The organism is Flavobacterium sp. FlaQc-47 (genome assembly GCF_044006475.1).
GTDB lineage: Bacteria > Bacteroidota > Bacteroidia > Flavobacteriales > Flavobacteriaceae > Flavobacterium.
The window spans coordinates 1203784-1229268 of the sequence record NZ_JBIPCQ010000001.1 but is presented as its reverse complement, the minus strand read 5'-3'; the positions used below and the strand labels follow the sequence as shown (position 1 = coordinate 1229268).

20 protein-coding genes are annotated in these 25485 nt (G+C 34.7%); 10 read left to right on the top strand and 10 right to left on the bottom strand.

The features are described 5' to 3' along the window. Positions 1–146: 146 nt before the first annotated feature. Entirely contained in the window at positions 147–2207 is a 2061-nt protein-coding gene (locus tag ACHRVX_RS05135) for a M1 family metallopeptidase (protein WP_395329890.1), read from the bottom strand. Beyond that, a complete protein-coding gene (locus ACHRVX_RS05130; protein WP_395329888.1) occupies positions 2204–2596 on the bottom strand; it encodes a hypothetical protein in 393 nt (130 codons plus the stop codon). Before ACHRVX_RS05130 ends, ACHRVX_RS05135 begins: the two co-directional genes overlap by 4 nt. Positions 2597–2684: 88 nt before the next feature. Between ACHRVX_RS05130 and ACHRVX_RS05125 the strand changes: the two genes are divergently transcribed. The 3 genes from ACHRVX_RS05125 to ACHRVX_RS05115 are packed head-to-tail and all read left to right on the top strand — an operon-like array spanning position 2685 to position 4364. Next, complete coding sequence (locus ACHRVX_RS05125) at positions 2685–3422, top strand: diphthine--ammonia ligase (protein WP_395329886.1); 738 nt, start codon at positions 2685–2687, stop codon at positions 3420–3422. Positions 3423–3427: 5 nt separating this feature from the next. After that, entirely contained in the window at positions 3428–3829 is a 402-nt protein-coding gene (locus ACHRVX_RS05120; protein WP_395329884.1) for a hypothetical protein, read from the top strand. 28 nt (positions 3830–3857) lie between these two features. Next, positions 3858–4364, top strand: a complete 507-nt coding sequence (locus tag ACHRVX_RS05115; RefSeq protein ID WP_395329882.1) for a hypothetical protein — start codon at positions 3858–3860, stop codon at positions 4362–4364. Positions 4365–4518: 154 nt separating this feature from the next. Here ACHRVX_RS05115 and ACHRVX_RS05110 read toward each other — a convergent pair whose 3' ends face one another. Then, positions 4519–5064 carry a DUF1697 domain-containing protein gene (locus tag ACHRVX_RS05110; protein ID WP_395329880.1) on the bottom strand — a complete coding sequence of 182 codons (546 nt, stop codon included), beginning with the start codon at positions 5062–5064 and terminating at the stop codon, positions 4519–4521. Positions 5065–5150: 86 nt separating this feature from the next. Next, the gene (locus tag ACHRVX_RS05105; protein ID WP_395329878.1) at positions 5151–5579 is read right to left on the bottom strand and encodes a hypothetical protein; all 429 of its coding nucleotides are present in this window, start codon (positions 5577–5579) and stop codon (positions 5151–5153) included. 358 nt (positions 5580–5937) lie between these two features. Between ACHRVX_RS05105 and recG the strand changes: the two genes are divergently transcribed. From recG to ACHRVX_RS05075, 6 genes are all read left to right on the top strand, one after another. Then, entirely contained in the window at positions 5938–8046 is a 2109-nt protein-coding gene (gene recG, locus ACHRVX_RS05100; protein WP_395329876.1) for an ATP-dependent DNA helicase RecG, read from the top strand. Positions 8047–8283: 237 nt separating this feature from the next. Continuing rightward, positions 8284–9345: an efflux RND transporter periplasmic adaptor subunit gene (locus ACHRVX_RS05095; RefSeq protein ID WP_395329874.1), complete on the top strand. Its 1062-nt coding sequence runs from the start codon at positions 8284–8286 to the stop codon at positions 9343–9345. 85 nt (positions 9346–9430) lie between these two features. Continuing rightward, positions 9431–12526 carry an efflux RND transporter permease subunit gene (locus ACHRVX_RS05090; RefSeq protein ID WP_395329871.1) on the top strand — a complete coding sequence of 1032 codons (3096 nt, stop codon included), beginning with the start codon at positions 9431–9433 and terminating at the stop codon, positions 12524–12526. Positions 12527–12590: 64 nt separating this feature from the next. Continuing rightward, positions 12591–13898: a TolC family protein gene (locus ACHRVX_RS05085; protein ID WP_395329869.1), complete on the top strand. Its 1308-nt coding sequence runs from the start codon at positions 12591–12593 to the stop codon at positions 13896–13898. A gap of 27 nt (positions 13899–13925) precedes the next feature. Next, a complete protein-coding gene (locus ACHRVX_RS05080; protein ID WP_395329867.1) occupies positions 13926–14789 on the top strand; it encodes a bestrophin family protein in 864 nt (287 codons plus the stop codon). A gap of 72 nt (positions 14790–14861) precedes the next feature. After that, positions 14862–15785, top strand: a complete 924-nt coding sequence (locus ACHRVX_RS05075; RefSeq protein WP_395329866.1) for an AraC family transcriptional regulator N-terminal domain-containing protein — start codon at positions 14862–14864, stop codon at positions 15783–15785. A 612-nt stretch (positions 15786–16397) separates the two neighbouring features. Here the strand turns inward: ACHRVX_RS05075 and ACHRVX_RS05070 are convergent. Both ACHRVX_RS05070 and ACHRVX_RS05065 read right to left on the bottom strand, forming a co-directional pair. Beyond that, the gene (locus ACHRVX_RS05070) at positions 16398–16772 is read right to left on the bottom strand and encodes a DUF779 domain-containing protein (RefSeq protein ID WP_213296781.1); all 375 of its coding nucleotides are present in this window, start codon (positions 16770–16772) and stop codon (positions 16398–16400) included. 75 nt (positions 16773–16847) lie between these two features. Beyond that, positions 16848–18353, bottom strand: a complete 1506-nt coding sequence (locus tag ACHRVX_RS05065; protein WP_395329864.1) for an aldehyde dehydrogenase family protein — start codon at positions 18351–18353, stop codon at positions 16848–16850. A 274-nt stretch (positions 18354–18627) separates the two neighbouring features. Between ACHRVX_RS05065 and pheT the strand changes: the two genes are divergently transcribed. Beyond that, positions 18628–21048, top strand: coding sequence for a phenylalanine--tRNA ligase subunit beta (gene pheT, locus ACHRVX_RS05060; protein WP_395329862.1), 2421 nt, complete (start codon positions 18628–18630; stop codon positions 21046–21048). A 57-nt stretch (positions 21049–21105) separates the two neighbouring features. Here the strand turns inward: pheT and ACHRVX_RS05055 are convergent, their stop codons facing one another. The 4 genes from ACHRVX_RS05055 to ACHRVX_RS05040 all read right to left on the bottom strand — a co-directional run bounded on the left by ACHRVX_RS05055 (position 21106) and on the right by ACHRVX_RS05040 (position 25483). After that, positions 21106–22347 carry a peptidoglycan-binding domain-containing protein gene (locus ACHRVX_RS05055; RefSeq protein ID WP_395329860.1) on the bottom strand — a complete coding sequence of 414 codons (1242 nt, stop codon included), beginning with the start codon at positions 22345–22347 and terminating at the stop codon, positions 21106–21108. A gap of 12 nt (positions 22348–22359) precedes the next feature. Next, the gene (locus tag ACHRVX_RS05050) at positions 22360–24033 is read right to left on the bottom strand and encodes a S8 family serine peptidase (protein ID WP_395329858.1); all 1674 of its coding nucleotides are present in this window, start codon (positions 24031–24033) and stop codon (positions 22360–22362) included. Positions 24034–24125: 92 nt separating this feature from the next. Continuing rightward, positions 24126–24695 carry a hypothetical protein gene (locus ACHRVX_RS05045; protein WP_395329856.1) on the bottom strand — a complete coding sequence of 190 codons (570 nt, stop codon included), beginning with the start codon at positions 24693–24695 and terminating at the stop codon, positions 24126–24128. Positions 24696–24760: 65 nt separating this feature from the next. Next, positions 24761–25483 (bottom strand): hypothetical protein, encoded by a 723-nt coding sequence (locus ACHRVX_RS05040; RefSeq protein WP_395329854.1) that lies wholly within the window; start codon positions 25481–25483, stop codon positions 24761–24763. Positions 25484–25485: the final 2 nt, after the last annotated feature.

Genomic DNA, 25485 nt, shown 5'->3' with positions numbered 1-25485 from the left:
TTGTTTCTATAATTTATACTTTTTCCTCTATAAACTTGCTTCTATTATCTTGCTTCTTTACTCTTTCCTCTATTCTCTTGCTTCTTTACTCTTTCCTCTATTCTCTTGCTTCTATAATCTTTCCTCTATAATCTATTGTCTTCCCCCTATTCTTTCAACAAACGATTCAATTGAAACTGTTCATCGGGGGTCAAATTAGGTAAAATTCTATTAAACGAAGCACGCAAATCAGAATTTTTTAATAAAAGTCGGATTGTATCTCTGCCGTATTTTGAAAATTGCCACATATGATGCGTCGTTGCACCAACTAAATTACTGAGAACCTGATCGTTAATTATTTTGAAGGCAATTAGTTTTTCAAGTGCATTTTGTCTTGTTGTAGCTTCATATTTGGTTGAAGAAAAATCAATTAATTCTGACACTAATGCTTCCGGATTGTCAATGTAATTTTGAGTTGACAATGCTAAAGAAAGCCATAAAGTGCGAAGATTAAAATCATTGAAACCAATCCAGTTTTTAGATTTATCAAGATATTCTATGCGATGCTCAGGAAAGTTTTTCCATAAATAATACAAAGCAATTTCTTGTGTCTGATAGGATTTATCATTTAATAACGTTTCATAACTTGTTCTAAAATCTTCCGGAATTTTAGGCAAAGAAGCGGCAACAGCTTGACGAACCTGAATAGTATTAGTTTGTAAAGCTATTTGCAGAAGTTCTTTTTTTACTTCGTATTTTTCAGTTTCTAATTGATTGACAATTGCTTCTTTTACCGTTTCATAAACATTTGATTCGAAGGTTTGCTTAAAAAAATCTGCTTTCTCAGCAAGAGGAATTTTCTTGAGTTTATCCACTTCTAAACGAACCTGAATTGCCTTATTTCGACTCAATAAAGCATTTGCTGTTGGCGTATCAAAGGCGGTAGATTCCAGCCATATTTTCTGAAATTGAATCAAATCAAAATCAGATACTTTTCTAATTTCATCAAAAAAGTTTTGCGTATTCACGTTTTGATAAGCGTACTTTTTTAAATAACTTTTAATCGCCTTTTTGAATGCTTTATCTCCAATAGATTCATGTAAAACAAACAAAGCCCAGGCGCCTTTTTCGTAAAAAGTCAGCGAACTTGCTTTAGCATTCAAAACCGGAATAGAATCGGTTCTGGAAGCAAATTTTATTTGTTGAGCCGTCTCGTATAATTTCGAATAGAAAAAATCATCGCCGTAAATTTCCCTTTCTGCCAAAGCCGCATAATAAGTCGCAAAACCTTCCTGCAGCCAGTGATGCGTACTGCTTTCGGCCGTAATTAAATCCCCAAACCAGTGATGTGCTAATTCATGTGCATCAACATTTGTATAATTTCGATCTGCAAAACCTGTTGAATCAACTACATAACGCGTTGAAAAAAGAGTCGCTGTTGTATTTTCCATTCCTGCATATAAAAAATCACGAACCGGAATTTCCCTGTAAATTTCCCATGGATACTTCACTGCTATTTCCTTTTCCAGAAAATCAAAAATGCGTTTTGAATATCTGTAAGTGGGTTCAAAACGATTGGCATCTTTATTTTCCAGATAGTATTCTAAAGGAATTTTAGATTTTGCCTTAAATTCTTTTTTATCATATTTCCCAATTGCCAGCATTAGTAAATAGGAACTCATTGGGTTTTCCATTTGATATTGCCAGTGAAATTGATTTCCGTCTGGTTTTTTATCCTTTAAAATCCCGTTAGAAATTACCTGATATGCTGCGTCATACGTAATTCCGAGATTAAAAATTACCTTTTCATTTACATCATCAAAACTCGGAAACCAATTACTCGTATATCTGCCTTGTCCCTGCGTCCAGATTTGAACTTCAGAATTTTCAATGGCGACAAAATATAATGCCTGTTTTGGTTTAACCAGATATTCAAAAGTCAGATGATTTTCTCCTTTTAGAAAATTGCCAATGATTTTTAATTCCTTGCCTGTATTGATATAAATCGCATCTTTATTGTCAATTTGAACATGAGAAAACTCCATGTTTTTGGCATCGATTTTTATAGTATCAACGGGTTTTAAAACCTCAAATTGATAATCGACAATTCCCAAAACTGATTTTTCGACGGGATTTAATTTCAATTGTCCGTTAACCGATTTAAAATCGACAAACTTGGTTTGTTGTGCAAAAGCGAAACTGGTGATAAATAAAAAGATGTATTTCATTGAAAATAGAGTTTCATAGAATCCGTTTCCCACGAACTTGGGTTGGTTTTTATATAATTATAAATGGTTTCAAATCTTTTGTAATTACGAACAATATGATCGTGATAACTCGATTGCCAAATCGAAACCGATCCGTTGATTTGTCTGGTTGTTACCGATTTGAATAAAGCAATAAAGGATGAAATTGAATTGGGTTTTCGGGATAATGAGGATTCAGATTTGTTTTGATTTTGTACACAATTTTGATTGAAATTGTAACCGAAATTTTTATCCGAATTTTGACCGAAATTATTCTCAACCATGGTAATAAAATAAACTCCTTCACCAGAATAATCCCGATTCTTCAATCTTTTAGAGTCAATTTTAAATTTATCTTTAAATAATGTCATTTTTCGGCGTGTAAGAAATCCAAAGTTACAAAGGTTTTACCAACAAATCGAATCAAATTTGTAAGTTTACCATAGAAATTATAACAACGTGTTGACACCCATAAAAGCATTATTTAACTGGAGCAGCGGAAAAGATTCTGCATTGGCATTGTATAAAACACTGCAAAATCCTGATTTTAAAATCGAATATTTATTAACAAGCGTAAATCAGCAGTTCCAGCGTATTTCCATGCACGGCGTTCGCGTTGAACTACTTGAAGCGCAGGCAAAAAGTATTCGTTTACCTTTAAAAATCATGCAGGTTCCGGAAATGCCAACAATGGAAGTCTACGAAAATGTTATGACTGAAACTTTGACCGAATTAAAAAATCAAGGTATTACACATTCTGTTTTTGGTGATATTTTTCTGGAAGATTTACGCCAATATCGCGAAGATCAATTGGCTAAAATAGGTTTCGAAGGCGTTTTTCCGCTTTGGAAGATTCCAACAGTGGACTTAATTCAGGAATTTATTTCATTAGGTTTTAAAACAATTGTGGTCTGCGTAAACGAACGTTATCTGGATAAAAGTTTTGTGGGTCGCATTATAGATGAGAATTTTATTAATGATTTACCGGAGAACGTAGATGTTTGCGGAGAAAATGGCGAATTTCATACTTTTACTTTTGACGGACCCATTTTCTCTGAAACTATACATTTCGAAATTGGAGAAATCGTTTATCGAAAATATGAAAAACCTAAAGCACAAGATTCTTCAAATACAGCGTGCGATACAAATGCCAGTGACGCTTTTGATTTTGGATTTTGGTATTGTGATTTAATTTAAAAAAAATGAGGAAATTCAATTTTAAAAAATTAACTGCGCTTTTTTTATTCATTGCCATTGCATTCGTCTGTCAAAGCTGTTTCGTAAGCCGATGTAAACGTCCTCAAATTGTGGGTTATATTTATGATTCGATTACGCGCCAACCCATTGCAAATTGCAAAGTTGGAGAAAATCTAACGGACACAAAAGGCTATTTTCAATTAAAAGAACAACGTTATTCTCAGTTTACATTTTTTGGTTACGAAGCGCCGCCATTACTGGTAAATGAAGAAATTTATAAAGAGGAATACGAAAAAAAGGCAATCCATTTATTCAACCCTTTTGGCGGCGGAAACAGAAAAGGAACTATTCATAACGCGGACACCATTTTCCTGAAAAGAATATTGAAATCAACGGATTATAAATAATTTAATTTTAACCTCAAAATATTTAGATGTGCCTGTAAAAGATAACAGTTTAGAAATAAAAAAGGTTTTACTTTTTCTCCATGAAATTGGAATTGATGTAATTGAAAAAGAATTAGATAACACTTTTTTACCCGGATTAAGTTTAGGTTCGGATTGCATTTATATCGACTACAATAAATTATTATATCCCGGAGACATTTTACATGAAGCCGGACATTTAGCCGTCACAGCTTCTGCAGAAAGAAAGCTAGTTGGCACAACAGAAATATCACCGGACTGGCCAACTCAATCTGAGGAAATTGGCGCCATTTTATGGTCTTTTGCTGCAAGCAATTATCTAAAATTACCGCTCGATTTTGTATTTCATCCGTATGGTTATAAAAATGAATCCGATTGGTTTATTTCAAGTTTTAATGATAAAAATTACATTGGTTTGCCTTTTCTCGAATGGATCGGATTGTGTTTTAGCGAAGAAAGCGCCGTTAAAGAAGGCAAAGAAGCTTTTCCAGTAATGCAAAAATGGTTGAGGGATTAAATAATTGGTCAATTAGATAGTTTTCTAAAATTAATTATATGCTTAACTTGGAAAAACGCATAGTGAAACATCAAATCATTATATTATCAATTGTCACATTTGCTCATTATCAAAATGACTAATTATCAAATTGGCACATTATCTTATTGACTAATTATTCTCCAGAATACATTGCAAGCAAATTAGTAACTGTATTCCAGTTTCTAATTGTTGCGGTTACGTTAAGTTTTTTCTCTATGTATTTTTGATCAAATCTTGTTTTCCCGGCTCCAACGGCATATTTAATAAAAATCCTGTTTCCGTCAATACTGGCTTCATCAGGTTTGAACTGGCTGATTTTTAAGTCGTTTATGTTTTCGCTTTTTAAAGCTACTGAAACAAAAGCCACGTACAATTTTTTAGTATCTAAATCCTTTTCTTTAAGGAACGGACTATTCCTGAAACACAATTCAAGATCTTCTTTGCTAATAACAACTACGGGAACTTCATGACCAAAAACCTTAAAAATTTCCTGTTTGATCATAAAACCTACTTTCGAAACGCTATCTTCTTCGGTATCTACAAAAACATTTCCGGATTGCAAATAAGTTCTAACGTTTTGAAAACCAATATTTTCTAACATCGTTTTCAAAGCATCCATTTTCATCATATTGTGACCGGAAACATTAATTCCTCGTAAAAGTGCCAGGTGTGTTGTCATTTCAAAAATTTAGGATAAAAATAAAAGAGTATTTAATAATTTAAAATCAAATACTCTTTGTATTGCTGCAAACTTACAGCTTTTTATTATAATTTTTTGTAAAGTAAGCCCGGACCATCACACATTTGCCATGAACTTTGCAATAAATTGTCTTCATTAATCGAAAGAAATTCAGACAGATCTCCCATACAATTCCCTATAATTGGACTAGTTTCTTTGTGGGTTAACGCAAAACCTACAGTATTATCTTTTTTTTCAATTACAAACGTTCCGCTCGAAGTTGTGGTATTGTCTGCTACTCTGGTCTTTACAAATGTTCCGTCAGTATTAAAAACATAATTTTCCTGCCATTCCATTTTAGATCCTGTTGTTTCAGCATTAATTTTATTGCCTGAAATTTTAACTAAAGTCCACTTTCCATAATAATCAGATCCAGCTGAAGCTTTTGATTTATCATTACTTGAACAAGATATAAGACTTAATGCAAGAATAAGTACAATTGCCATTTTTTTCATTTGTTTTGGTTTTTAAGAGTTAACACACTTATAAGATTGTCATTTTATTAAATGGTTGCCTTTAATATTAATTTAAAACCCAACGAGTTAATTTTAATACTATAAAACTATGCATAAATATTTTAAAATTCAGTAATAACTTACAGTAATTGTAACTCAACTTTTAAAAATCATTCCGAAAATACCAAATTAATTGATTTCGAAAAGACATTACACTTTCAAAATTGTGAATTAAAATCTATCTTCGCTGGGGAAAGAGAAAAGAATAAAGAACAAAGAAAACACATATATAAGTCTTTCTTCTTGGTTCTATTATCTTCATAAAAACTAAAATATAAAAATCTAAGCCAGTCTAAAAATGTCTAATAATCTCCTGGAAACCCCAATTGAATACTTAAAAGGCGTTGGTCCCAGTCGTGGCCAGTTGCTTCGCAAGGAGTTGGGAATTCATAAATACGGGGATTTAGTTAATTTTTTTCCGAATAGATACATTGACAGAACACGATATTACAAGATTAATGAACTTCAGAATACAGGTTCAGAAGTTCAGATTATTGGCAAAATAATCAACATAAAAACGGTTGAATTTGCTAAAAATAAAAAGCGTCTTGTCGCCACTTTTGTAGATGATACAGGACAAATTGACCTGAACTGGTTTCAGGGACACAAATGGATCCGGGAGAGTTTGAAACTGAATGAAGTTTGTGTAATCTTTGGCAAATGTTCCCTTTACGGAAGTCAGTTTAGTATGGCGCATCCTGAAATTGAGTTGTTTAGCGAGCATGAAAGAAGCCTTCGCTCAGCGATGCAACCCGTTTATCCTTCGACCGAAACTTTAACGAACAGAGGAATTTCAAACAGAACCATTAATAAAATGATGGAACAGTTGTTTGTTGAAACTCAGGCTTTATTTACGGAAACTTTTCCTGCTTATTTAATCGAAGAATTAAAACTGATCTCAAAAAGAGCCGCTTTATTCAACATACATTTTCCTAAAAGTCCTGATGCTTTGGCGAAAGCCCAATTCCGATTAAAGTTTGAAGAATTATTTTTTATCCAATTGCAGCTGATTACCAAAAACCTGATCAGAAAACATAAAATAAAAGGGCATCCGTTTACAAAAGTGGGTGAATTTTTTAATGAATTTTATCAAAATCATTTGCCATTTCAATTGACAAACGCTCAAAAAAGAGTGGTGAAGGAAATCCGTGCAGATATGGGAAGCAATGCCCAAATGAACCGGTTATTACAGGGAGATGTGGGTTCCGGTAAAACAATTGTGGCTTTTTTGAGTATGCTTCTGGCGATTGATAACGGTTTTCAGGCGTGTTTGATGGCACCAACAGAAATTTTGGCGAATCAGCATTTTATCGGATTATCAGAATTGGCTGAAACACTCCATATCAACATAAAAATATTAACGGGTTCTACTAAAATTGCTGCCCGAAGAATCATTCACGAAGAACTTGAAAACGGAAGTCTGCACATTTTAATTGGCACACACGCTTTGTTAGAATATAAAGTAAAATTCCAGAACTTAGGATTGGCAGTAATTGATGAACAACATCGTTTTGGGGTGGAACAAAGATCTAAATTGTGGAAGAAAAACGAAATTCCTCCACACGTTCTGGTCATGACCGCCACTCCTATTCCCAGAACTTTAGCAATGAGTTTGTACGGAGATCTTGACATTTCTGTGATTGATGAATTGCCTCCGGGTCGAAAACCGATTCAGACTGTGCACAGATTTGATAGTAATCGATTGAAAGTCTGGAAATTTTTAAGGGATGAAATTGCGTTGGGAAGACAGATTTATATTGTTTATCCGTTGATTCAGGAATCTGAAAAAATGGATTACAAGGATTTAATGGATGGTTATGAAAGTATATCACGTGATTTTCCGTTGCCTCAATATTCGATTTCGATCTTGCACGGAAAAATGAAACCAGCTGATAAAGATGCTGAAATGAAACGCTTTTCTGAAGGCAAAACCAACATTATGGTGGCAACAACGGTAATTGAAGTTGGTGTAAACGTGCCAAATGCGAGTGTAATGATAATTGAAAGTGCTGAACGTTTTGGGCTTTCGCAATTGCACCAATTGCGCGGACGCGTGGGTCGTGGCGCTGAACAAAGTTATTGTATTTTAATGACGAGCCACAAATTAAGTGCCGACAGTAAAACCCGAATGGAAACAATGGTACAGACCAATGACGGTTTCGAAATTGCCGAGGTGGATCTTAAACTTCGTGGTCCGGGTGATTTAATGGGAACGCAACAAAGTGGTGTACTAAACCTTCAAATTGCTGATATCGTTCGTGACAGGGATATTTTAGGTCTCGCCAGAAACTACGCAATGAAAATCCTAAAGGAAGACGGACCACTCCAAAAACCAGAACATGCTATCTTAAAAGCTGTTTTCCTTGAATTGACCAAGAGAAAAAATATTTGGAATTATATAAGCTAAGAAACAATTCTCAGCCTGAAATTTTAATTATCATAAAATATTTTCCTTACGCGATTAAACCTTTTTACAAAACTCATGTCCAATTACAAAAAGTTGGCAAAACTAACTGTTAAAAGACGTTTAAAATTAATATTATCCATGTGTTAAATAAAGCTTAACGTCTTTTGATTTCGTTTCAAAAAGTTAAATTTGCAGCCTTACTAAAAACACATACCAAAAAACATTTACCTCAATTTTATGAAAGTAAAAAACCTTATTTACGCCTTATTGATTATTGGCATTGGAGGATTTATAGCCTACAGAATAGTATCCAATAAAAGCAAAAACGATGAATCTAAAAAATTTGGCGATAAAGATAAACCTACCACCGTTTCCGGAATTATTGTTAAAACTGCCACTTTTGATAATAATCTTTCTTTATCCGGATCTATCGAAGCTAATGAGCAAATAGAAATTCATAGTGAAGTTTCCGGTATTGTTGAGGGAATTTATTTTACCGAGGGAACTAATGTAACGAAGGGACAGGTTTTATTTAAGGTAAATGATATTGAATTAAAAGCACAATTAAGACAAGCCATAACTAAAGAAGGTCTGGCTGGCGAAAATGAAAGAAGAGCTAAATTATTACTTCAAAAAGAAGCTATTAGTCAGGAAGAATTTGATGTGGCAAATGCTGATTATGCTTCTATGAAAGCGCAATCACAATTAATTAGAGCTCAAATAGCAAAAACTGCCGTAAAAGCTCCCTTTTCAGGAAAAATAGGTTTGCGTTCTATTTCTCCGGGAACTTATATTACACCAACCATTTTAGTAGCAAAATTAGTCAATACAGGAAAATTGAAAATTACATTTTCTATTCCTGAAAAATATGCCGCACAAGTAAAATCAGGTTCAACAATCGAATTTTCTGTTTCAGGATCTGATAAAATATATACAGCAAAAATTTACGCCATAGAGCCGGAAGTTGAAGTTGCAACACGAACACTTAAGGTCCGCGCTATTGCCGATAATCTTGACGGAAAACTTTTTCCGGGAACTTTTGCAGATGTAAAATTACCTTTAAATATTATTAAAGATGCTATTGTAGTTCCTACAGAAGCTATTGTTCCGGTTCAAAGCGGTAAAAAAGTATATATCGCCAATATGGGCAAAGCCAAGGAAGTAATGGTTGACGCAACAACAAGAACCGATGCTTCTATTTTGATTTTATCAGGATTAAAAGCGGGAGATACTTTAATTACAAGTGGTGTTATGTCATTAAAAAATGATGCGCCGATAAAAGTTAAAATAAAAAAATAATCTTTAAGTTATGAGTTTTGAGTTATGAATTTTGAGTTGTAAAACCCACATTCAATAAATCAAAACTCTAAAATCTAAAATCATAATGAGTTTATCAACCACAAGTATAAAAAGACCTGTTTTAACCATTGTACTGAATCTTTTGATTATTTTATTCGGTTTCATTGGTTATACCTTTTTGGGTGTGAGGGAATTTCCTTCTATCGACCCAGCGCAGGTTTCCATCAGAACCAATTATACAGGAGCCAATTCTGATATTATTGAGTCGCAAATTACTGAACCTCTGGAAAAAGCCGTAAATGCAATTGACGGAATCAGAAATATAACTTCGTCGAGTAATCAGGGAAGCAGCAGTATTACAATCGAATTTAATTTAGATAAAAACTTAGAGGAAGCAGCAAATGACGTTCGTGATAAAGTTTCGCAAGCCGTTAGAAGTTTGCCTCAGGATATCGATGCGCCGCCGGTAGTTTCTAAAGCCGATGCTGATAGTGAATCTATTATTTCAATGACGGTTCAAAGTGATACAAGAAGCTCGTTAGAATTAAGTGATTATGCCGAAAATGTAATTTCACAGCGTTTAGAAACCATTCCCGGAGTCAGCGGAGTTCAAATCTGGGGACAAAAACGTTATGCGATGCGTTTATGGATTGATCCTATTAAACTTAATGCCTACAATTGCACCGTTTCTGATGTTCGAGATGCCTTAAATGCGCAAAATGTTGAATTACCATCCGGAAAATTGACGGGAAACAACACCGAATTAACTGTAAAAACAATTGGAAACCTTTCTAAACCCGAAGAATTTAATAATATTATCATTCGTACAGACGGAGATAAAATTGTTCGTTTGAGCGATGTTGGAGGTGCAGAATTAGGACCTGAAAATATCGAAACTTCTTTGACATCATCAGGACTTCCTATGATTGGTCTGGCAATTGTACCAATGCCGGGAGCGAATTATTTAGATATTTCAAATGAATTTTATAAAAAATACGACGCTTTAAAAAAGGATTTACCTAAAGATATCAAGCTTAATATTGCATTGGATAATACGCTTTTCGTAAAAAAATCAGTACTTGAAGTTGCGGAGACTTTAGGGATTTCGATTATTCTGGTAATCATTATTATTTATTTATTTTTTAGAGACTGGGCAATTGCGTTCAGACCTTTAATTGATATTCCGGTTTCGTTAATTGCTACGTTTTTTATCATGTGGCTTTTTGGATTCTCCATAAATGTATTAACACTTTTAGCTATTGTTCTGGCAACCGGTCTTGTGGTGGATGACGGAATTGTAGTGACCGAAAATATCTTCAAGAAAGTCGAAGAAGGAATGTCGCCAATTGAAGCCGCGATCAAAGGTTCAAATGAAATTTTCTACGCCGTAATTTCGATTTCGGTAACTCTTGCCGCAGTATTTTTACCGGTAATTTTCCTGGAAGGTTTCGTAGGCCGACTCTTTCGGGAATTTGGTGTTGTAATTGGTGCCGCCGTATTAATTTCTGCCTTTGTATCATTGACATTAACGCCAATGCTGAATGCGTATTTGATGAAAGGCGGAGAACAGAAAAAATCGAAATTTTACATTAAAACTGAACCGTTTTTCGAAAAATTAAATAGTGGTTATGCCGATTCATTAAGTCGTTTCATGAATAAAAAATGGATTAGTTTTCCAATTCTTATTGCATGTTTTGGATTGATTTATTTGTTTTTTACTATTCTGCCAAAAGAAACTGCACCTTATGATGACCGTAGTTCTGTAACCATGCGTATGACAACGCCCGAAGGTTCCTCTTATGAATATACGAATCGTTTTATGCAGGAAATGTCAAAATTAGTTGATGATTCTATTCCAGATAAAAAAGTTAGTTTAGTCATTACAGCCGGAGGTTCCGGAGGTTCTGCAACAAATTCAGGTTTTATTAGACTTTCGTTGAAAGAACCGGACGAAAGAAAAATGTCTCAAAAAGATATTGCTGATAAATTAACAAAATGGACTAAAAAATATCCTGACGCTAAAACATCTGTAATTCAACAACCTACGATTTCTGTAAACAGACGTGGAGGTTTACCGATTCAGTACATTATACAAGCTCCTACTTTTGAAAAACTGAGAGAAAAAATTCCTTTGTTTATGGATGAAGTAGGTAAAAGTGATGTTTTCTCGGTTACTGATGTCAATTTAAAATTCAACAAACCCGAAATCAACGTCAGCATCGATCGTGAAAAAGCGGAGAGTTTAGGAATTTCTATCATGGATATTGCACAAACGCTTCAACTTTCATTAAGCGGACAACGTTTTGGCTATTTCATAAAAAACGGAAAACAATATCAGGTTATTGGTCAGTTTGATCAAAAAGACCGTTCAAAACCATTGGATTTAACTTCAATGTTCGTGAGAAACAAAAGCGGTCAGTTGATTCAGATGGATAACGTTGTAAAAGTCGAGGAACAAAGTAATCCGCCACAATTGTATCACAATAACCGCTATATGTCCGCAACAGTTTCGGCTGGTTTAGCGCCGGGCAAAAGCATCAGCGATGGTATCGAAGCAATGGATCAGATTAAAGCTAAAGTGCTTGACGAAAGTTTTACTACGGATTTAAGTGGAGAATCGCGAGATTTTGTTGAAAGCAGTTCAAATACATCTTTTGCTTTTGGATTAGCGCTGTTATTAATCTTCCTGATTCTTGCCGCTCAGTTTGAGAGTTTTATCGATCCGCTTATTATCATTTTAACGGTTCCAATGGCAGTTGCAGGAGCTTTATTTTCGTTATGGTTATTCAATCAGACCTGGAATATCTTCAGTCAGATTGGTACGGTAATGCTTATTGGTCTGGTGACTAAAAATGGTATTTTGATTGTAGAATTTGCGAATCAGTTACGCGAACAGGGAAAACCAAAACTGGAAGCTATTCTAGAAGCATCAGAAGCGCGTTTACGTCCCATTTTAATGACCAGTTTAGCCATTGCTTTAGGAGCTTTACCCATTGCAATGTCGCTTGGAGCAGCATCTACAAGTAGAATTGGGATGGGAGTTGTTATCGTAGGAGGAACTATTTTCTCATTAGCCTTAACTCTTTTTGTAATTCCTGCCATTTATTTAATGTGGTCAAAAGCAAGAAAACATTATCCTGAATTTGATCATATTGAAGAATACGAAAAAGAAAGTAAATAAAAATTTATAGCCACAAATTACCGAATTTCCATAATTCCTGAATTTGTGGCAAAAGACAACAAATATGAATATTAAAATTTTATTTAGTAGTTTAATAGTGTTCCTATGCATTGCAAAAACAAATGCACAGGAAGTTCTTACTATTGAAGACGCTATGAAAATAGCTTTAGAAAATAATTTTGAAATTAAGATTGCCAAGAATAATTCAAAAATTAGCGAAACTAACGTAACGGTAGGAAATGCAGGAATGTTACCCGTTGCAACAGCATCTGTTACGGATAATAACAGTGTACAGAATTCATCGCAAACACGTCAGGACGGAACTTCGACATCATTAAATAATGCCAAAAATAACAGTTTAAATTACGGTGTAAGCTTAGGGTGGACGGTTTTTGACGGAATGAAAATGTTTGCCAGATTAGATCAGTTAAAAGAATTGCAAAAATTGGGCGATGCTGAATTAAAAAGAACGGTTTTAATGAAAATCGGACAAGTGAATTCGGCTTACTATGATTTGGTTCAGCAACAACAGCAACTATCTGCTTTAGACACCACAATTGTTATTTCGAAACAAAGATTAACGTTGGCTCAAAATCGTTTCACCATTGGAAAAGCGTCAAAATTAGAGGTTTTAAATGCACAGGTGGATTTAAATTCAGATCAGGCGGCCATAATCAGACAAAAAGAATCGTATAAAAATGCCAAGATTTTACTGAACCAGCATTTAGCACGCGATCCTCAAATTGATTTCACGGTAACTAATGAAGTTACGGTTGATAATAAACTGGTACTGATTGATTTAATGGATCTGGCAAAAAAACAAAATCCTGCTTTAGAATCGCAAATCATCAATAAACGAATTGCCGAATTACAACTGAAACAGGTGAAAGCAGATCGTTATCCTGTTGTAAACCTGACTTCAGGATATAATATTGCAGAAAGCCAATCCAGTTTAGGTTTTACAACTGAATCTTCGGCAAAAGGTTTTAATTACGGTTTTAATGCTACGCTAAATATATTTGACGGCTTTAACCAGCACCGAAATGAAAAAGTGGCAAAACTTCAAATTGAAAATTCTCAAATTGCAATCGAACAGCAAAATATGATTTTGAATACGCAATTGAGTACCGCTTTTCAAACCTATCTCACTAACTTGGAATTAATTGAATTAGAAGAAGATAACGAAGCAATTGCAAAACAAAACTTAGATATTACGCTGGATAAATTCAGAATTGGAACTATTACAACAATCGATTTCAGAACGGCACAATTAAATTATGTCAACGCAAAAGTACGTTACAGCAACGCACAATACGAGGCAAAATTATCTGAAATTGCTTTGAAAGAATTAGCCGGAAATATTAATTTTTAATTTAAATTTGTTTCAAAACAAACTTAAATGATCTCCTATAATACCAAAGACTGGTTTACTTTTATATTCCATTTTCATAAATCGGATACGGTTAGAAAATTGTTTCCTGTTATGCTTGCTATCGGGATTTACGCTGCTATAATTGGATATCTGGAAGTGGAGTATTTTAAAGTTGGGAAAAATGATTATATCCACAACATTCCAATCATGCATGGAATGTTAGGTTTTGTGATTTCATTATTGCTTGTTTTCAGAACCAATACCGCCTACGATCGTTGGTGGGAAGGACGTAAATTATGGGGCGGTCTGGTGAATAACAGCCGTAATCTTGCTATTAAACTTTCGGCAATGCTGAAAGATGAAAATGATCGTAAATTCTTCAGAAAATTCATTCCTGTTTATGCGTCTATTCTGCACAAACATTTGCATGATTCTGAAACCAGTAAACAGCTTTTTGATGATGTAGATTTAGAAATTGACCATCATAAACACAAACCAAATCAGGTGAAAAAAATGATGTTTCATAAAATTAATGATTTGTATGATGCAAAAAAAATAACCGGAGAACAACTGATTATTTTAAACGAAGAACTGCAATCCTTTACAGATATATGCGGTGCTTGCGAGCGAATTAAAAATACGCCTATTCCCTACTCTTACAGTGCTTTTATCAAGAAATTTATTTTCTTTTATATCATGACGTTGCCATTTGGTTACTCTATAAGTTTAGGATATTTTGTTGCTCCTGTTGTGGTTTTTATCTTTTATGTATTGGCAAGTTTAGAGCTTATCGCCGAAGAAATTGAAGATCCTTTTGGTGATGATGAAAATGATCTGCCTACAAAAAAAATATCCGAAAACATTAAAAAACATGTTGAAGAACTAATTTAATTAAACGTTAAATCTGAAGTTCCTATCCCTTTTTTGATTAAATTTAAAGTCCTTACTAAAAATTTAATCACAATGAATAACCAACGTGCTTTAATTAACCCTCCTCATTTATCTACTGAAAAATCATTAAAAACACTTGTCGAAAACAGGACTGTTTATACACTCAATCATTGCGAATTAAATATTTTTGAAACTTATGAATCTTCAAAGCTGGTACCTCTAAAATTTAATGATTTTGTGGTAACCAGTATGTTAAGAGGCAAAAAAATAATGCATCTTTTTGATGATCCCGGATTTGATTATTTGCCGGGAGAAACAGTGGTTATTCCGTCAAACGTAGAAATGAAAATCGATTTTCCCGAAGCTTCCAGAGAAAATCCAACGCAATGTCTGGCACTGGCAATCGATAAATATAAAATTACAGATACTTTAAATTTCCTTAACGAACGTTACCCCAAAGAAGGCAGCGATGTGTATTGGCAATTAAATTATCAGAATTATTTCTTTTACAATAACGTCGATCTTGCGACTACAATCAATAAACTAATTAAGGAATGTATGAGTACTTCGATTACGAAAGATGCTCTCGCAGATTTAACTTTACAAGAATTACTAATCAGGATTATTCAGACACAAACCGTAAAATCCCTGGATGAAGGAATCGCAATTCAAGCCAATAATCCCATTTTTGAAGTTACCGAATTCATCAAACTCAACCTAAAAGAAAACATCAATCTTAAAAGTCTAAGCGAAAAAGCCTGTATGAGTACAGCGTCTTTCTATCGTTTTTTTAAAAGAGAATTAGGCATGAGTCCGATTGAGTATGTTTTGAGCGAAAAAATAAAGCAAGCCAAAAAATTACTCCGAAATCCAGGTATTCAAATCAATGAAGTTTGTTATCTATCCGGTTTTGAAGATGCCAATTATTTTATACGATTGTTCAAAAAACACGAAGGTATTACGCCGAAGCAATATCAGTTGCTGTATATTAATTGAGGTTCTTTTTTTGAGGTTCAATAAAGGTTCAAAGCTACAAAGGTTCAGAGGTTTTTTTAGTATTGTGTTTATTTTAGAGACGCACAGCATTGTGTCTTCGGTTAGAATTTCACGCATTATTTCCATTTCAACTGAATAGAAAATCACATCCAACATTTCCACACACACAGTAAACCTAACACGTTTTTAAAACCTGTCAGGTTTCGCGAACGGATGAAATTGTATTTGTTTTTTCAGTTTGAGATTTAAAGTTGTTTTTTGTCATTTCGACCGAAGGGAGAAATCACACTAGAAACTTCACTCCTAAAAGCATCAATCTTTGACGAATTACGCCTGTGATTTCTCACTTCGGTCGAAATGACAAGTTTCTAAGAAAAATGCTATGACAGACATTAAAAGGATTAAAATCCGATCTAAGCAAATCACATTCCAACATTTCCACACAGTAAACCTGACATGTTTTAAAAACCTGTCAGGTTTCGCGAACGAGTGTACTGGATAATTGGAGATTAGACTCACTGCTATGCGCCTCTACAATCAATCTTTGTGATTAAACCTTTGTCCCTTTGCACCTTTGTATCTCTGCACCTCTTCACCTCACAAGCTATGAACCTATTCTATAAAACTTACCGGTTCTAAATCCTTTTCCTCTTCTTCTGTAAAAATTCTATATTCAATTTGAAATGTTTTCTTCAAGGGAGTTTCTAACGAAAAACCGCCAACTCCAAAAGCATCAATTACTTTTAGGGTAAAGTGCGCATGTTTCCAATATTCGAATAAATCTTTATCGACCCAAAACTCCGTGTCTTCAATAGTGCCTATGCAAACATCGCCCATTCTTTGGTAATAACCACCTTTTTCAAAACATTGCGGCTGAGTTCCTTCACAACAGCCTCCGGCTTGGTAAAACATCAAATCACCGTGTTTTTCTTTGAGAATTTTTATCAATTCAATGGCTTTATCTGTGGCGTCAAGTCTCTTTATCATGATATTTTTCTTTAAATTAAATTTACAAAAAAAGGCAAGCCGAAACTTACCTTTTCAAACCAACATAATAACAAATTAAAAGAAACCTAATTTCTTTTTATCATAAGAAATCAGCATATTTTTTGTCTGACGGTATTGTCCTAACATCATTTTATGGTTTTCACGACCAATTCCGGATTGTTTATAACCTCCAAAAGGTGCTCCTGCAGGATATGAATGATATTGATTGATCCAGACACGACCGGATTGAATCGCTCTTGGAACCTGATAAATTTCGTGTGCATCACGTGTCCAGACTCCTGCGCCTAAACCGTACATGGTATCATTTGCAATTTCAATAGCTTCTTCAGTGGTTTTAAAAGTGGTAACGGCTAAAACAGGTCCGAAGATTTCTTCCTGAAAAATTCTCATTTTGTTATGTCCTTTAAACAAAGTAGGTTTAATATAATAACCACCTTCCAGATCTCCGCCTAAATGATTTTCATCACCTCCGGTTAAAAGCTCTGCTCCTTCTTCTTTTCCTAATTTAATATACGACATGATTTTTTCCTTCTGAACAAGTGAAGTCTGCGCACCAATCATGGTCGATCTATCTAACGGATTTCCGGCAATAATTGCTTCAGTTCTTTCAATAACTCTGGCAATAAACTTGTCATATATATCTTCGTGAATTAACAATCTTGATGGACAAGTACAAATTTCACCTTGATTTAAGGCAAATAAAACGGCACCTTCAATCGCTTTATCAAAGAAATCATCATCGTGATCTGCTATTGACGGAAAGAAAATATTTGGCGATTTACCACCAAGTTCAAGCGTAACGGGAATAATATTTTCGGTTGCATACTGCATTACCAAACGTCCCGTAGTTGTTGATCCTGTAAATGCTGCTTTAGCTACTTTTTTATTGGTAACTAATGGTCGTCCCAGTTCTGCACCAAAACCGTTTACGATATTTAAAACTCCCGGAGGAAGAATGTCGCCTATCAATTCCATTAAAACTAAAATAGAAATTGGCGTGCTTTCGGCAGGTTTTAAAACTATGGTATTTCCTGCTGCTAATGCCGGAGCAATTTTCCAGACTGCCATTAAAATAGGGAAATTCCACGGAATAATCTGAGCGATAACACCTAATGGTTCGCTTAAAGCGATTGAAACCGTTTGAGAATCCAGCTCTGCAATCGAACTTTCTTCGGCACGAATAACTCCGGCGAAATATCTAAAGTGATCTATCGCTAACGGAATATCTGCTGCGAGTGTTTCACGAATTGGTTTTCCGTTATCTATCGTTTCTACAGTCGCAATATATTCAAGGTTGTCTTCTATTTTTTGTGCAATCTTATTTAATAAAATACTTCTTTCTGTAACCGAAGTTTTTCCCCAGGTTTTGAATGCTTCATAAGCTGCATCTACGGCTAATTCCAGATCTTCTTTGCCTGAATGAGCGGCTTTCGTAAATACTTTGCCGTCAATTGGAGAAACAACATCAAAATACTCTCCTTTTATCGGAGCTGTAAATTTTCCGTTAATATAATTCTCATATTGTGCCTTAAATTCAGGTCTTTGCGCTATAGTACTCATAATATTATTTTTTTGATTCATTTCAAATTTACCTTCATATTATGAAACAGAATAGCACTTTTCAGTCACGTTATAGCACAAATATTACACATTCGTTTTTATAACTAACTTTTAATATTTAATTATCAAAATATTGGCTCTTAAATTACAAGATACTCATTTACAACGCGTTTTATTTAAAATAAAAACAGTCAGAAAAAACCAAATAAATTGTTTCTTACTACACTTCGCAATCCTTATATTTGTATCCTTATACAAGAACAAAAAAGTCATCATGAAAATATCTTACAACTGGTTAAAACAATTTATTAAAACAGACTGGACATCTGAGCAAACTTCAGAATTACTTACGGATTTAGGTCTTGAAGTTGAAGTTGTCGAAAAATACCAATCAGTTAAAGGCGGTTTAGAAGGAGTTGTTGTAGGACACGTACTTACTTGCGAAAAACATCCCGATGCTGACAGATTAAACATTACAACTGTAAATATTGGTTTAGAAGCTCCTATACAAATTGTTTGTGGTGCAGCGAATGTGGCTGCAGGACAAAAAGTTCCTGTAGCTACTATTGGAACTGTTTTATATGATAAAGATGGTGCTGAATTTACCATTAAAAAAGGAAAAATTCGCGGACAGGAAAGTTACGGAATGATTTGTGCCGAGGATGAATTAGGTTTAGGCAAGGGTCATGACGGTATTATGGTTTTGGCAGAAGATTTAGTTCCCGGAACTCCTGCTGCTGAAGTTTTTCAGGTTGCAAATGACGAAGTTTTCGAAATTGGATTAACGCCAAATCGCGCTGATGCCATGAGCCACTTGGGAACAGCACGTGATTTGAGAGCCGGAATGTTACAACGTGGTGTAAACGTAGAATTAATCACGCCATCTGTGAGTAATTTCAGAGTGGACATGCGTACTTTAAAAATTGATGTCAATGTTGAAGAGCCTCTTTTGGCACCAAGATATTGTGGTGTAACTATTTCAGGAATTTCTGTTCAGGAATCTCCGGCTTGGCTGCAAGATCGTTTGAAAGCCATTGGATTAACTCCAAAAAATAATATTGTCGATGTTACTAATTATGTTTTACACGAATTAGGACAACCGCTTCACGCCTTTGATGCTGCAAAAATCAACGGAAAAATACTGGTAAAAACACTTCCTGAAGGAACTAAATTTGTGACTTTAGATGACGTTGAAAGAACATTGCACAAAGAAGATTTAATGATTTGCGATGAAAAAGGTCCGCTTTGTATCGCAGGGGTTTTTGGCGGAAAAAAATCAGGAGTTTCAGACGGAACAACAACCATTTTCCTAGAAAGCGCTTATTTTGATGCCGTTAGCATTCGTAAAACAGCGAAAAGACATCAATTGAATACAGATGCTTCTTTTAGATTTGAAAGAGGAATTGACCCAACTATTACAGAATATGCATTGAAACGCGCTGCACTTTTAATTCAGGAAGTTGCGGGTGGAAAAATCACATCTGACGTTGTGGAAGTTTATCCTAAAAAAGTAGAAGATTTTTCTGTTTTGTTGAATTTTAGTCATGTTTCTAAAATCATTGGACAGGAAATTCCAAAAGATACGATCAAAAAGATTTTGGTTTCTTTAGATATTAAAGTAAACAGTGTTTCTGACTCCGGTTTAGGTCTTACCATTCCGGCATATCGTGTTGATGTTCAACGTGAAATTGATATAATCGAAGAAATTTTGAGAGTTTACGGTTATAACAACATTAATTTTTCTAAAAAATTCAATGCCACCGTTTCTAATTCACCACGAACAGAAGATTATAAAGTACAAAATGTTATCGCGTCACAATTGAACTCACAAGGATTTCATGAAATGATGGCGAACTCTTTGACAACAGCAGCTTACGCGAAATTATCTACTGTTTTAAAAGAAGAACACAATGTAACGATGTTGAATCCGCTGAGTAGTGATTTATCTACAATGCGTCAATCTTTATTGTTCTCTGGTTTAGAAGCAATCTCATATAATATCAACAGAAAAAATGCGGATTTAAAGTTATTTGAATTCGGAAAATCCTACCATAAATACCTTAACGGATACGAAGAACACAAACATTTGACTTTGCTGATTTCAGGAAACAGAAACAAGGAAAGCTGGACAAGTACACAAAAAACTACTGATTTCTTTTTATTAAAAGGATATGTAAAAGGTATTTTAGCCCGTTTGGGAATTGAGAAAATTTCGAATGCTCCGGTGCAAACTGATATTTTTTCAGAAGGAACAGCAATTTGCTACAACAACGATACATTAGTTGAAATGGGTGTGGTTAAAAAATCAATCCTGAAACATTTCGGAATCAAACAAGATGTTTACTTCGCAGATTTTAATTGGGATTTAATTCTGAAAATTATCACAGGAAAAATTAAATATTCTGAGATTCCTAAATATCCTGAAGTTCGCAGGGATTTAGCCTTATTAATTGATAAGACTACAACCTACGAAAGCATCTTTAATCTTGCCAAACAAACAGAAAAAGCACTTTTAAAAGATGTGAATTTATTTGATGTTTACGAAGGTGAAAAACTTCCGGAATGCAAAAAATCGTATGCTTTGAGTTTCACAATTCAGGACAATACAAAAACGCTTACAGATGCTCAAATTGATAAAATCATGTCGAAATTGCAACAAACTTTTGAGACTGAACTTGGAGCTACATTAAGATAGATCTTATTTCTCTTTATATATATGAAACCCGATCTTGTAAAGTCGGGTTTTTTTATTTTAGAAATTTACACGCGTCGACAACCTTCTTGCTCCTGCTGAATTAGGATGAATTTCATCTCTCCAGTACGAAGACGAATTTAAAAGTCCGCGGTAATCAATAATCCTGCATTGAAAACGATATCCGTAGTAACTGAAATGACTTTTAATTCGCAATAAAAGCGCGTAAAATTTATCCAGAAGGCGTATAATAATATACGATTTTAAAATTTCATCGGTAATTCCCAATCGGTCAAAAACAGGTTTTATCCAGGGACCTAAAGGCAAATCGACCCCAACGACAGAAGGTCTTACCCCAAGTTTAAACAAAGGATAATCATAACTATGCATGTAAAATATAGTATCAGGCGTTGCATGCGTATTTACTATACTGCCAAAACCAAGATAATTTCGCATAATAGTGGTAAAAATACTATTGAGATTCAATGTATTAAAAAGAGCTGTATCAAACGCAGTAGTATTGAGATATCTTTTGTAATGAATACATTTTTGATATAAGGTATCACCTGAAGACATACTTTTTAGTTCGTTTAATTTTGCTGCATCTGTAAAAAAAGAAGTGCTGAATAAAGTTACTCCTGAATTTAATATTCTGCCAAGTTGAGGAAAAACATCGTTTCCGCCTCCGCTAAAATAAATACGGTCAATACGATAACTGCTTACATATTGCACAAAATTTGCTTTATCAGCATACATTTGTGATGTTGTCTCTCCAAATTTAGCCAGGTGCAGACAATTCAGGTTTAGTCTTTGATTATGATCTGTAATGGTATCATATAAATCTAAAATTCGCGGTACGGGATAATCAAGCCAGGAATCGCCTTCGAAAATCACATTAAGCGTATTTGCATTTCCGGCATTTCGTCTAAAAATAAATGAATTCGTAAAAAAAGGCTGATGTAATGATTCATCAATTTCTTCGGTCAGCAAAACATTTGTACTGTTGAGTTGTTTCAATACATTGTAGCACTGATCGTCAGGGTAAATGGCTCCTGTAACCTGAATGCCATTATTGGCCTGAAAATTCAATATAGCAATAATGGTGGCATCCGTTTGATGGTTTGCAATACTGCCATTTGGCTGGACAGGATATCCTAAATTTTTTAGATATTTTTGAACTTGCACTACATCCAGGGGATTATTCGCCGCATTTAATCCAACACTATTATTTAATATCCCGTGCGGATTTCCGGTGGATCGATTTTGATTTATAACCGGGGGATTCAAAACTAAATTTTCCATTTTATTTCTGATTTATATTATTTTATCAGGATTGATATAACCGTGTCCTGCCCTGAAAACTTCGAAGTTATTTTGTTTGAAAAAAGGGGCTTCGCAGCCTGCAAAAAGTTTTTTTCTGATAGCTTTAATATCAAGTTCGGGCTCTTTTTCGAGCATCCTGATTACCAGAGAAGCTACATAAGGAGCTGCCATACTGCTGCCGCTTTTTGATGTTAACTTATTTGCTGCCCTGTTTTCTCTGCTTGAAGATGAACAGGATGATTTTATCTTAAAACCGGGGGCAACAAGTTCCGGTTTCATCCTGCCATCAGCCGTAGGTCCGGAACTGCTAAAAGACAAGATAGATTTTGTTTCATCTGTCTGGTTATATGCTCCAACCACTATACTGTATTTTGAATTGCAAATAGAATTAGTAGTATGGGTTTTATTTGCAATTGCAGGTAAAAAAATCGACTGTCCGCCATCATCACGCTCAATATAACAATGGTATCGCCCGTTTTTAACCGTTTTGCCAATCAGTTCTATAGTCCAGAATTTTGAGTTTAATTTACCGTTAATCAAAATGTTAATCTGATTTTTACTGGTATTGGGTTCATTGCACCTGTGAAGGCAAATCCCGACTTCATCATTGTCTTTTGTAATTATTTCATCCTTAAAAGGGGTTGAAGAAAGCAGTATATTCTGATTGTCGTCATAAATATTTACACTTAGAATATCATCACCATGATACCAAATTTCCATTTCATTTGGTGTACGGTCATTTTTCTTAAACATCCACGGAATTTTTACTTTTTCGTTTTGTTTTATATCTCCGTATGTATGCACATTTGCCTGATGATAGTTTCCTGTACTTTGCACGATCGCCGTTCCTTTTCTGGTCGTTAAAATATGATCTATTATTTGCTCTAATAAGGTTTCGCCTGTATGAGCATCGCCATGACCTCCTAAACTCATATTAATTACGAGTGGCCTTTTATCTGCCGTAGCGGTACAAAAGTGCAATCCATGACTCGTTTTTACAGAATCTCCTAAGGACAAATTTGATCCGTTGATATTGTTCAGTCCTAGATCAACTGCCGTAATAGGAACATTTGGTGCAAAACTTTTTGTTGCCACAGCACCGTTACCACAGGCAATACCAAGAACGTGCGTGCCGTGTGTCCCGTTGCCGAATAAATCTGTTTTACCCGGATGGTAGCCCAGTTTTTTAAACGGAAATTCATCCAGAAGTGCCTCATTGATTTGTTCTTTTGTTATAATTCGTCCGTAGCCGTAATGATTGCCATCGTATGGATCTGATTGTACCCAGATTTTTTCAAAACGTGTTTTTCCATCTGCAATAAAATCAGGATGTGTAAAGTCAAAACCAAAATCAATAATCCCAAACATAACATTTGAAACCTCGTTGCCGGAAACCTCGGTTTTTTTGTCCAGAATCTGATTTTCAAGATATTGCTCTATAATATCATTGGCAGGAACTACAGTGGGAGCTTTCAGGCTTTTTACTTTTTTACTGTTGTAGATAGAAAGCAAAAAGCGTCGTTTTGTCGTGATGCTTACAATTTTGCCAAATTCTGTAATAATGGTACAATGCTCCGGATAATCCTTTTCCTTCTCTAAACGCATCAGCAAGGACAATTCCTCGTCCGGATTACCATATAATATAATTTTAAGTCTGGGATCCATGATTCTATATGTTTTAAATGAAACTGAGAAGTTAAAGGTTTATCTTTTTTCGATTACAGCTGTATTTACTTCCTGATTAGCCGCTAAAGTTTTCATTTTGCGTTTGGTTTAGATTGCGCTTTAACGTCAGGCTCAGTCGGTTTTGTATTTGCTGACTGAGTAGTATTGGCAATTTCATTTACTCTCGTTTCAATTCTTGAAATGGATTCATTTATTAGATTCTTTTCGTTATCCAAGTCTTCCATCTTTTTGCTCAAACCGGAAAGTTCTTTTAATATCGTTTTATCTAAGCTTTCATTACGTTCAGTAATCTTAGTTTTAAAAGCCTCAAAGGTTTCCATGCTTACAGTTCCTTTATCTGGCAAAGGGGTTTCCTTTACAGGTTCTTCCTTACCCGGTGTTTGCGGATTTCCTGATCCGGCAGGTAATAATACCGGAGTGCCATGAGTAGCAGGAGGAATTATTACCGGTAACGGACTGGCAGAATTCTCACCTTCTGTTTTTGCCTTGTTATCAATAATTAAATAGCTCAGCAAAGGGTTTTCTGAAATCATACCTGTTAAAAGAGCCGTATTTGTTACTTCCTGATTTCCGGAAACATTATAATAACTTGCTCTGCTGTTTGCTATTACATAATTGATTAGTAAATTAAATGGATTCATCTTTTAAAATTTTAAGGTTAACAAAATAAAAAGGGCAATTGGGTATCAACTGCCCTTTTTTAATATTACTTGTTCATCATCATCACCATTGCTAATGGCAACATGTTGTTAGTGCTTGTAGCATCCTTGTTTTGTTGAGACATAATTAATACTAATGGCAGCATCATATTGTTGTCTGATTTTCCTGATCCGGAATCTCCCATTGTGGTCATCATAGGCAACAACAGTGACATCGTCTGATCGACATAAATAGCACTTGTATTCGCTTTTTCAACGATTTTAGTACTCAGTACATTTCCGTCCTTATCTTTTGTATCAGCCACAATCTCCAGATTTTCAGGCTTTAATTTTGGCTGATTCAAGAGTGATCCCATCATGCTCATCATTTGCATATTCTTTAAAACCTTAGTTTGGTTTTCGCCTTTTCGGGCATCGATTTTCGCAAATTCAGTGTGTTTTTGATCTAATGAAACTAAGGCTTTATTGGTTGCCAGTGAAGTTTTTTTAAGTTCATTAACCTGGTTTGAAATGGCATCAAGTGATTTTTTCAACTCACTTTTAGTAGCATAGTCGTTCGCTCTTCCGCTTAATGTTTTTCCAAAATTGGATCTTTGTTTAACAGCAGAACTCACATTTGGTCTGATACTGCGTGTCGATGGTCTTCTGCGTTTTGACGCTTCATCATAACTTTCATCATAGCTTTCTAATAAATCTTCGCTTAGCAAATCTTCATTATAATAGTCTTCATTTAGTAAATCTTCATCTAAATAACTTTCGAAATAACTCATAA

Coding starts and splice junctions, on each gene's coding strand:
- ACHRVX_RS05135 (WP_395329890.1), bottom strand. CDS start 2,207: ATGAAATACATCTTTTTATTTATCACCAGTTTCGCTTTTGCACAACAA.
- ACHRVX_RS05130 (WP_395329888.1), bottom strand. CDS start 2,596: ATGACATTATTTAAAGATAAATTTAAAATTGACTCTAAAAGATTGAAG.
- ACHRVX_RS05120 (WP_395329884.1), top strand. CDS start 3,428: ATGAGGAAATTCAATTTTAAAAAATTAACTGCGCTTTTTTTATTCATT.
- ACHRVX_RS05110 (WP_395329880.1), bottom strand. CDS start 5,064: ATGACAACACACCTGGCACTTTTACGAGGAATTAATGTTTCCGGTCAC.
- ACHRVX_RS05105 (WP_395329878.1), bottom strand. CDS start 5,579: ATGAAAAAAATGGCAATTGTACTTATTCTTGCATTAAGTCTTATATCT.
- recG (WP_395329876.1), top strand. CDS start 5,938: ATGTCTAATAATCTCCTGGAAACCCCAATTGAATACTTAAAAGGCGTT.
- ACHRVX_RS05095 (WP_395329874.1), top strand. CDS start 8,284: ATGAAAGTAAAAAACCTTATTTACGCCTTATTGATTATTGGCATTGGA.
- ACHRVX_RS05090 (WP_395329871.1), top strand. CDS start 9,431: ATGAGTTTATCAACCACAAGTATAAAAAGACCTGTTTTAACCATTGTA.
- ACHRVX_RS05085 (WP_395329869.1), top strand. CDS start 12,591: ATGAATATTAAAATTTTATTTAGTAGTTTAATAGTGTTCCTATGCATT.
- ACHRVX_RS05080 (WP_395329867.1), top strand. CDS start 13,926: ATGATCTCCTATAATACCAAAGACTGGTTTACTTTTATATTCCATTTT.
- ACHRVX_RS05075 (WP_395329866.1), top strand. CDS start 14,862: ATGAATAACCAACGTGCTTTAATTAACCCTCCTCATTTATCTACTGAA.
- ACHRVX_RS05070 (WP_213296781.1), bottom strand. CDS start 16,772: ATGATAAAGAGACTTGACGCCACAGATAAAGCCATTGAATTGATAAAA.
- ACHRVX_RS05065 (WP_395329864.1), bottom strand. CDS start 18,353: ATGAGTACTATAGCGCAAAGACCTGAATTTAAGGCACAATATGAGAAT.
- pheT (WP_395329862.1), top strand. CDS start 18,628: ATGAAAATATCTTACAACTGGTTAAAACAATTTATTAAAACAGACTGG.
- ACHRVX_RS05055 (WP_395329860.1), bottom strand. CDS start 22,347: ATGGAAAATTTAGTTTTGAATCCCCCGGTTATAAATCAAAATCGATCC.
- ACHRVX_RS05050 (WP_395329858.1), bottom strand. CDS start 24,033: ATGGATCCCAGACTTAAAATTATATTATATGGTAATCCGGACGAGGAA.
- ACHRVX_RS05045 (WP_395329856.1), bottom strand. CDS start 24,695: ATGAATCCATTTAATTTACTAATCAATTATGTAATAGCAAACAGCAGA.
- ACHRVX_RS05040 (WP_395329854.1), bottom strand. CDS start 25,483: ATGAGTTATTTCGAAAGTTATTTAGATGAAGATTTACTAAATGAAGAC.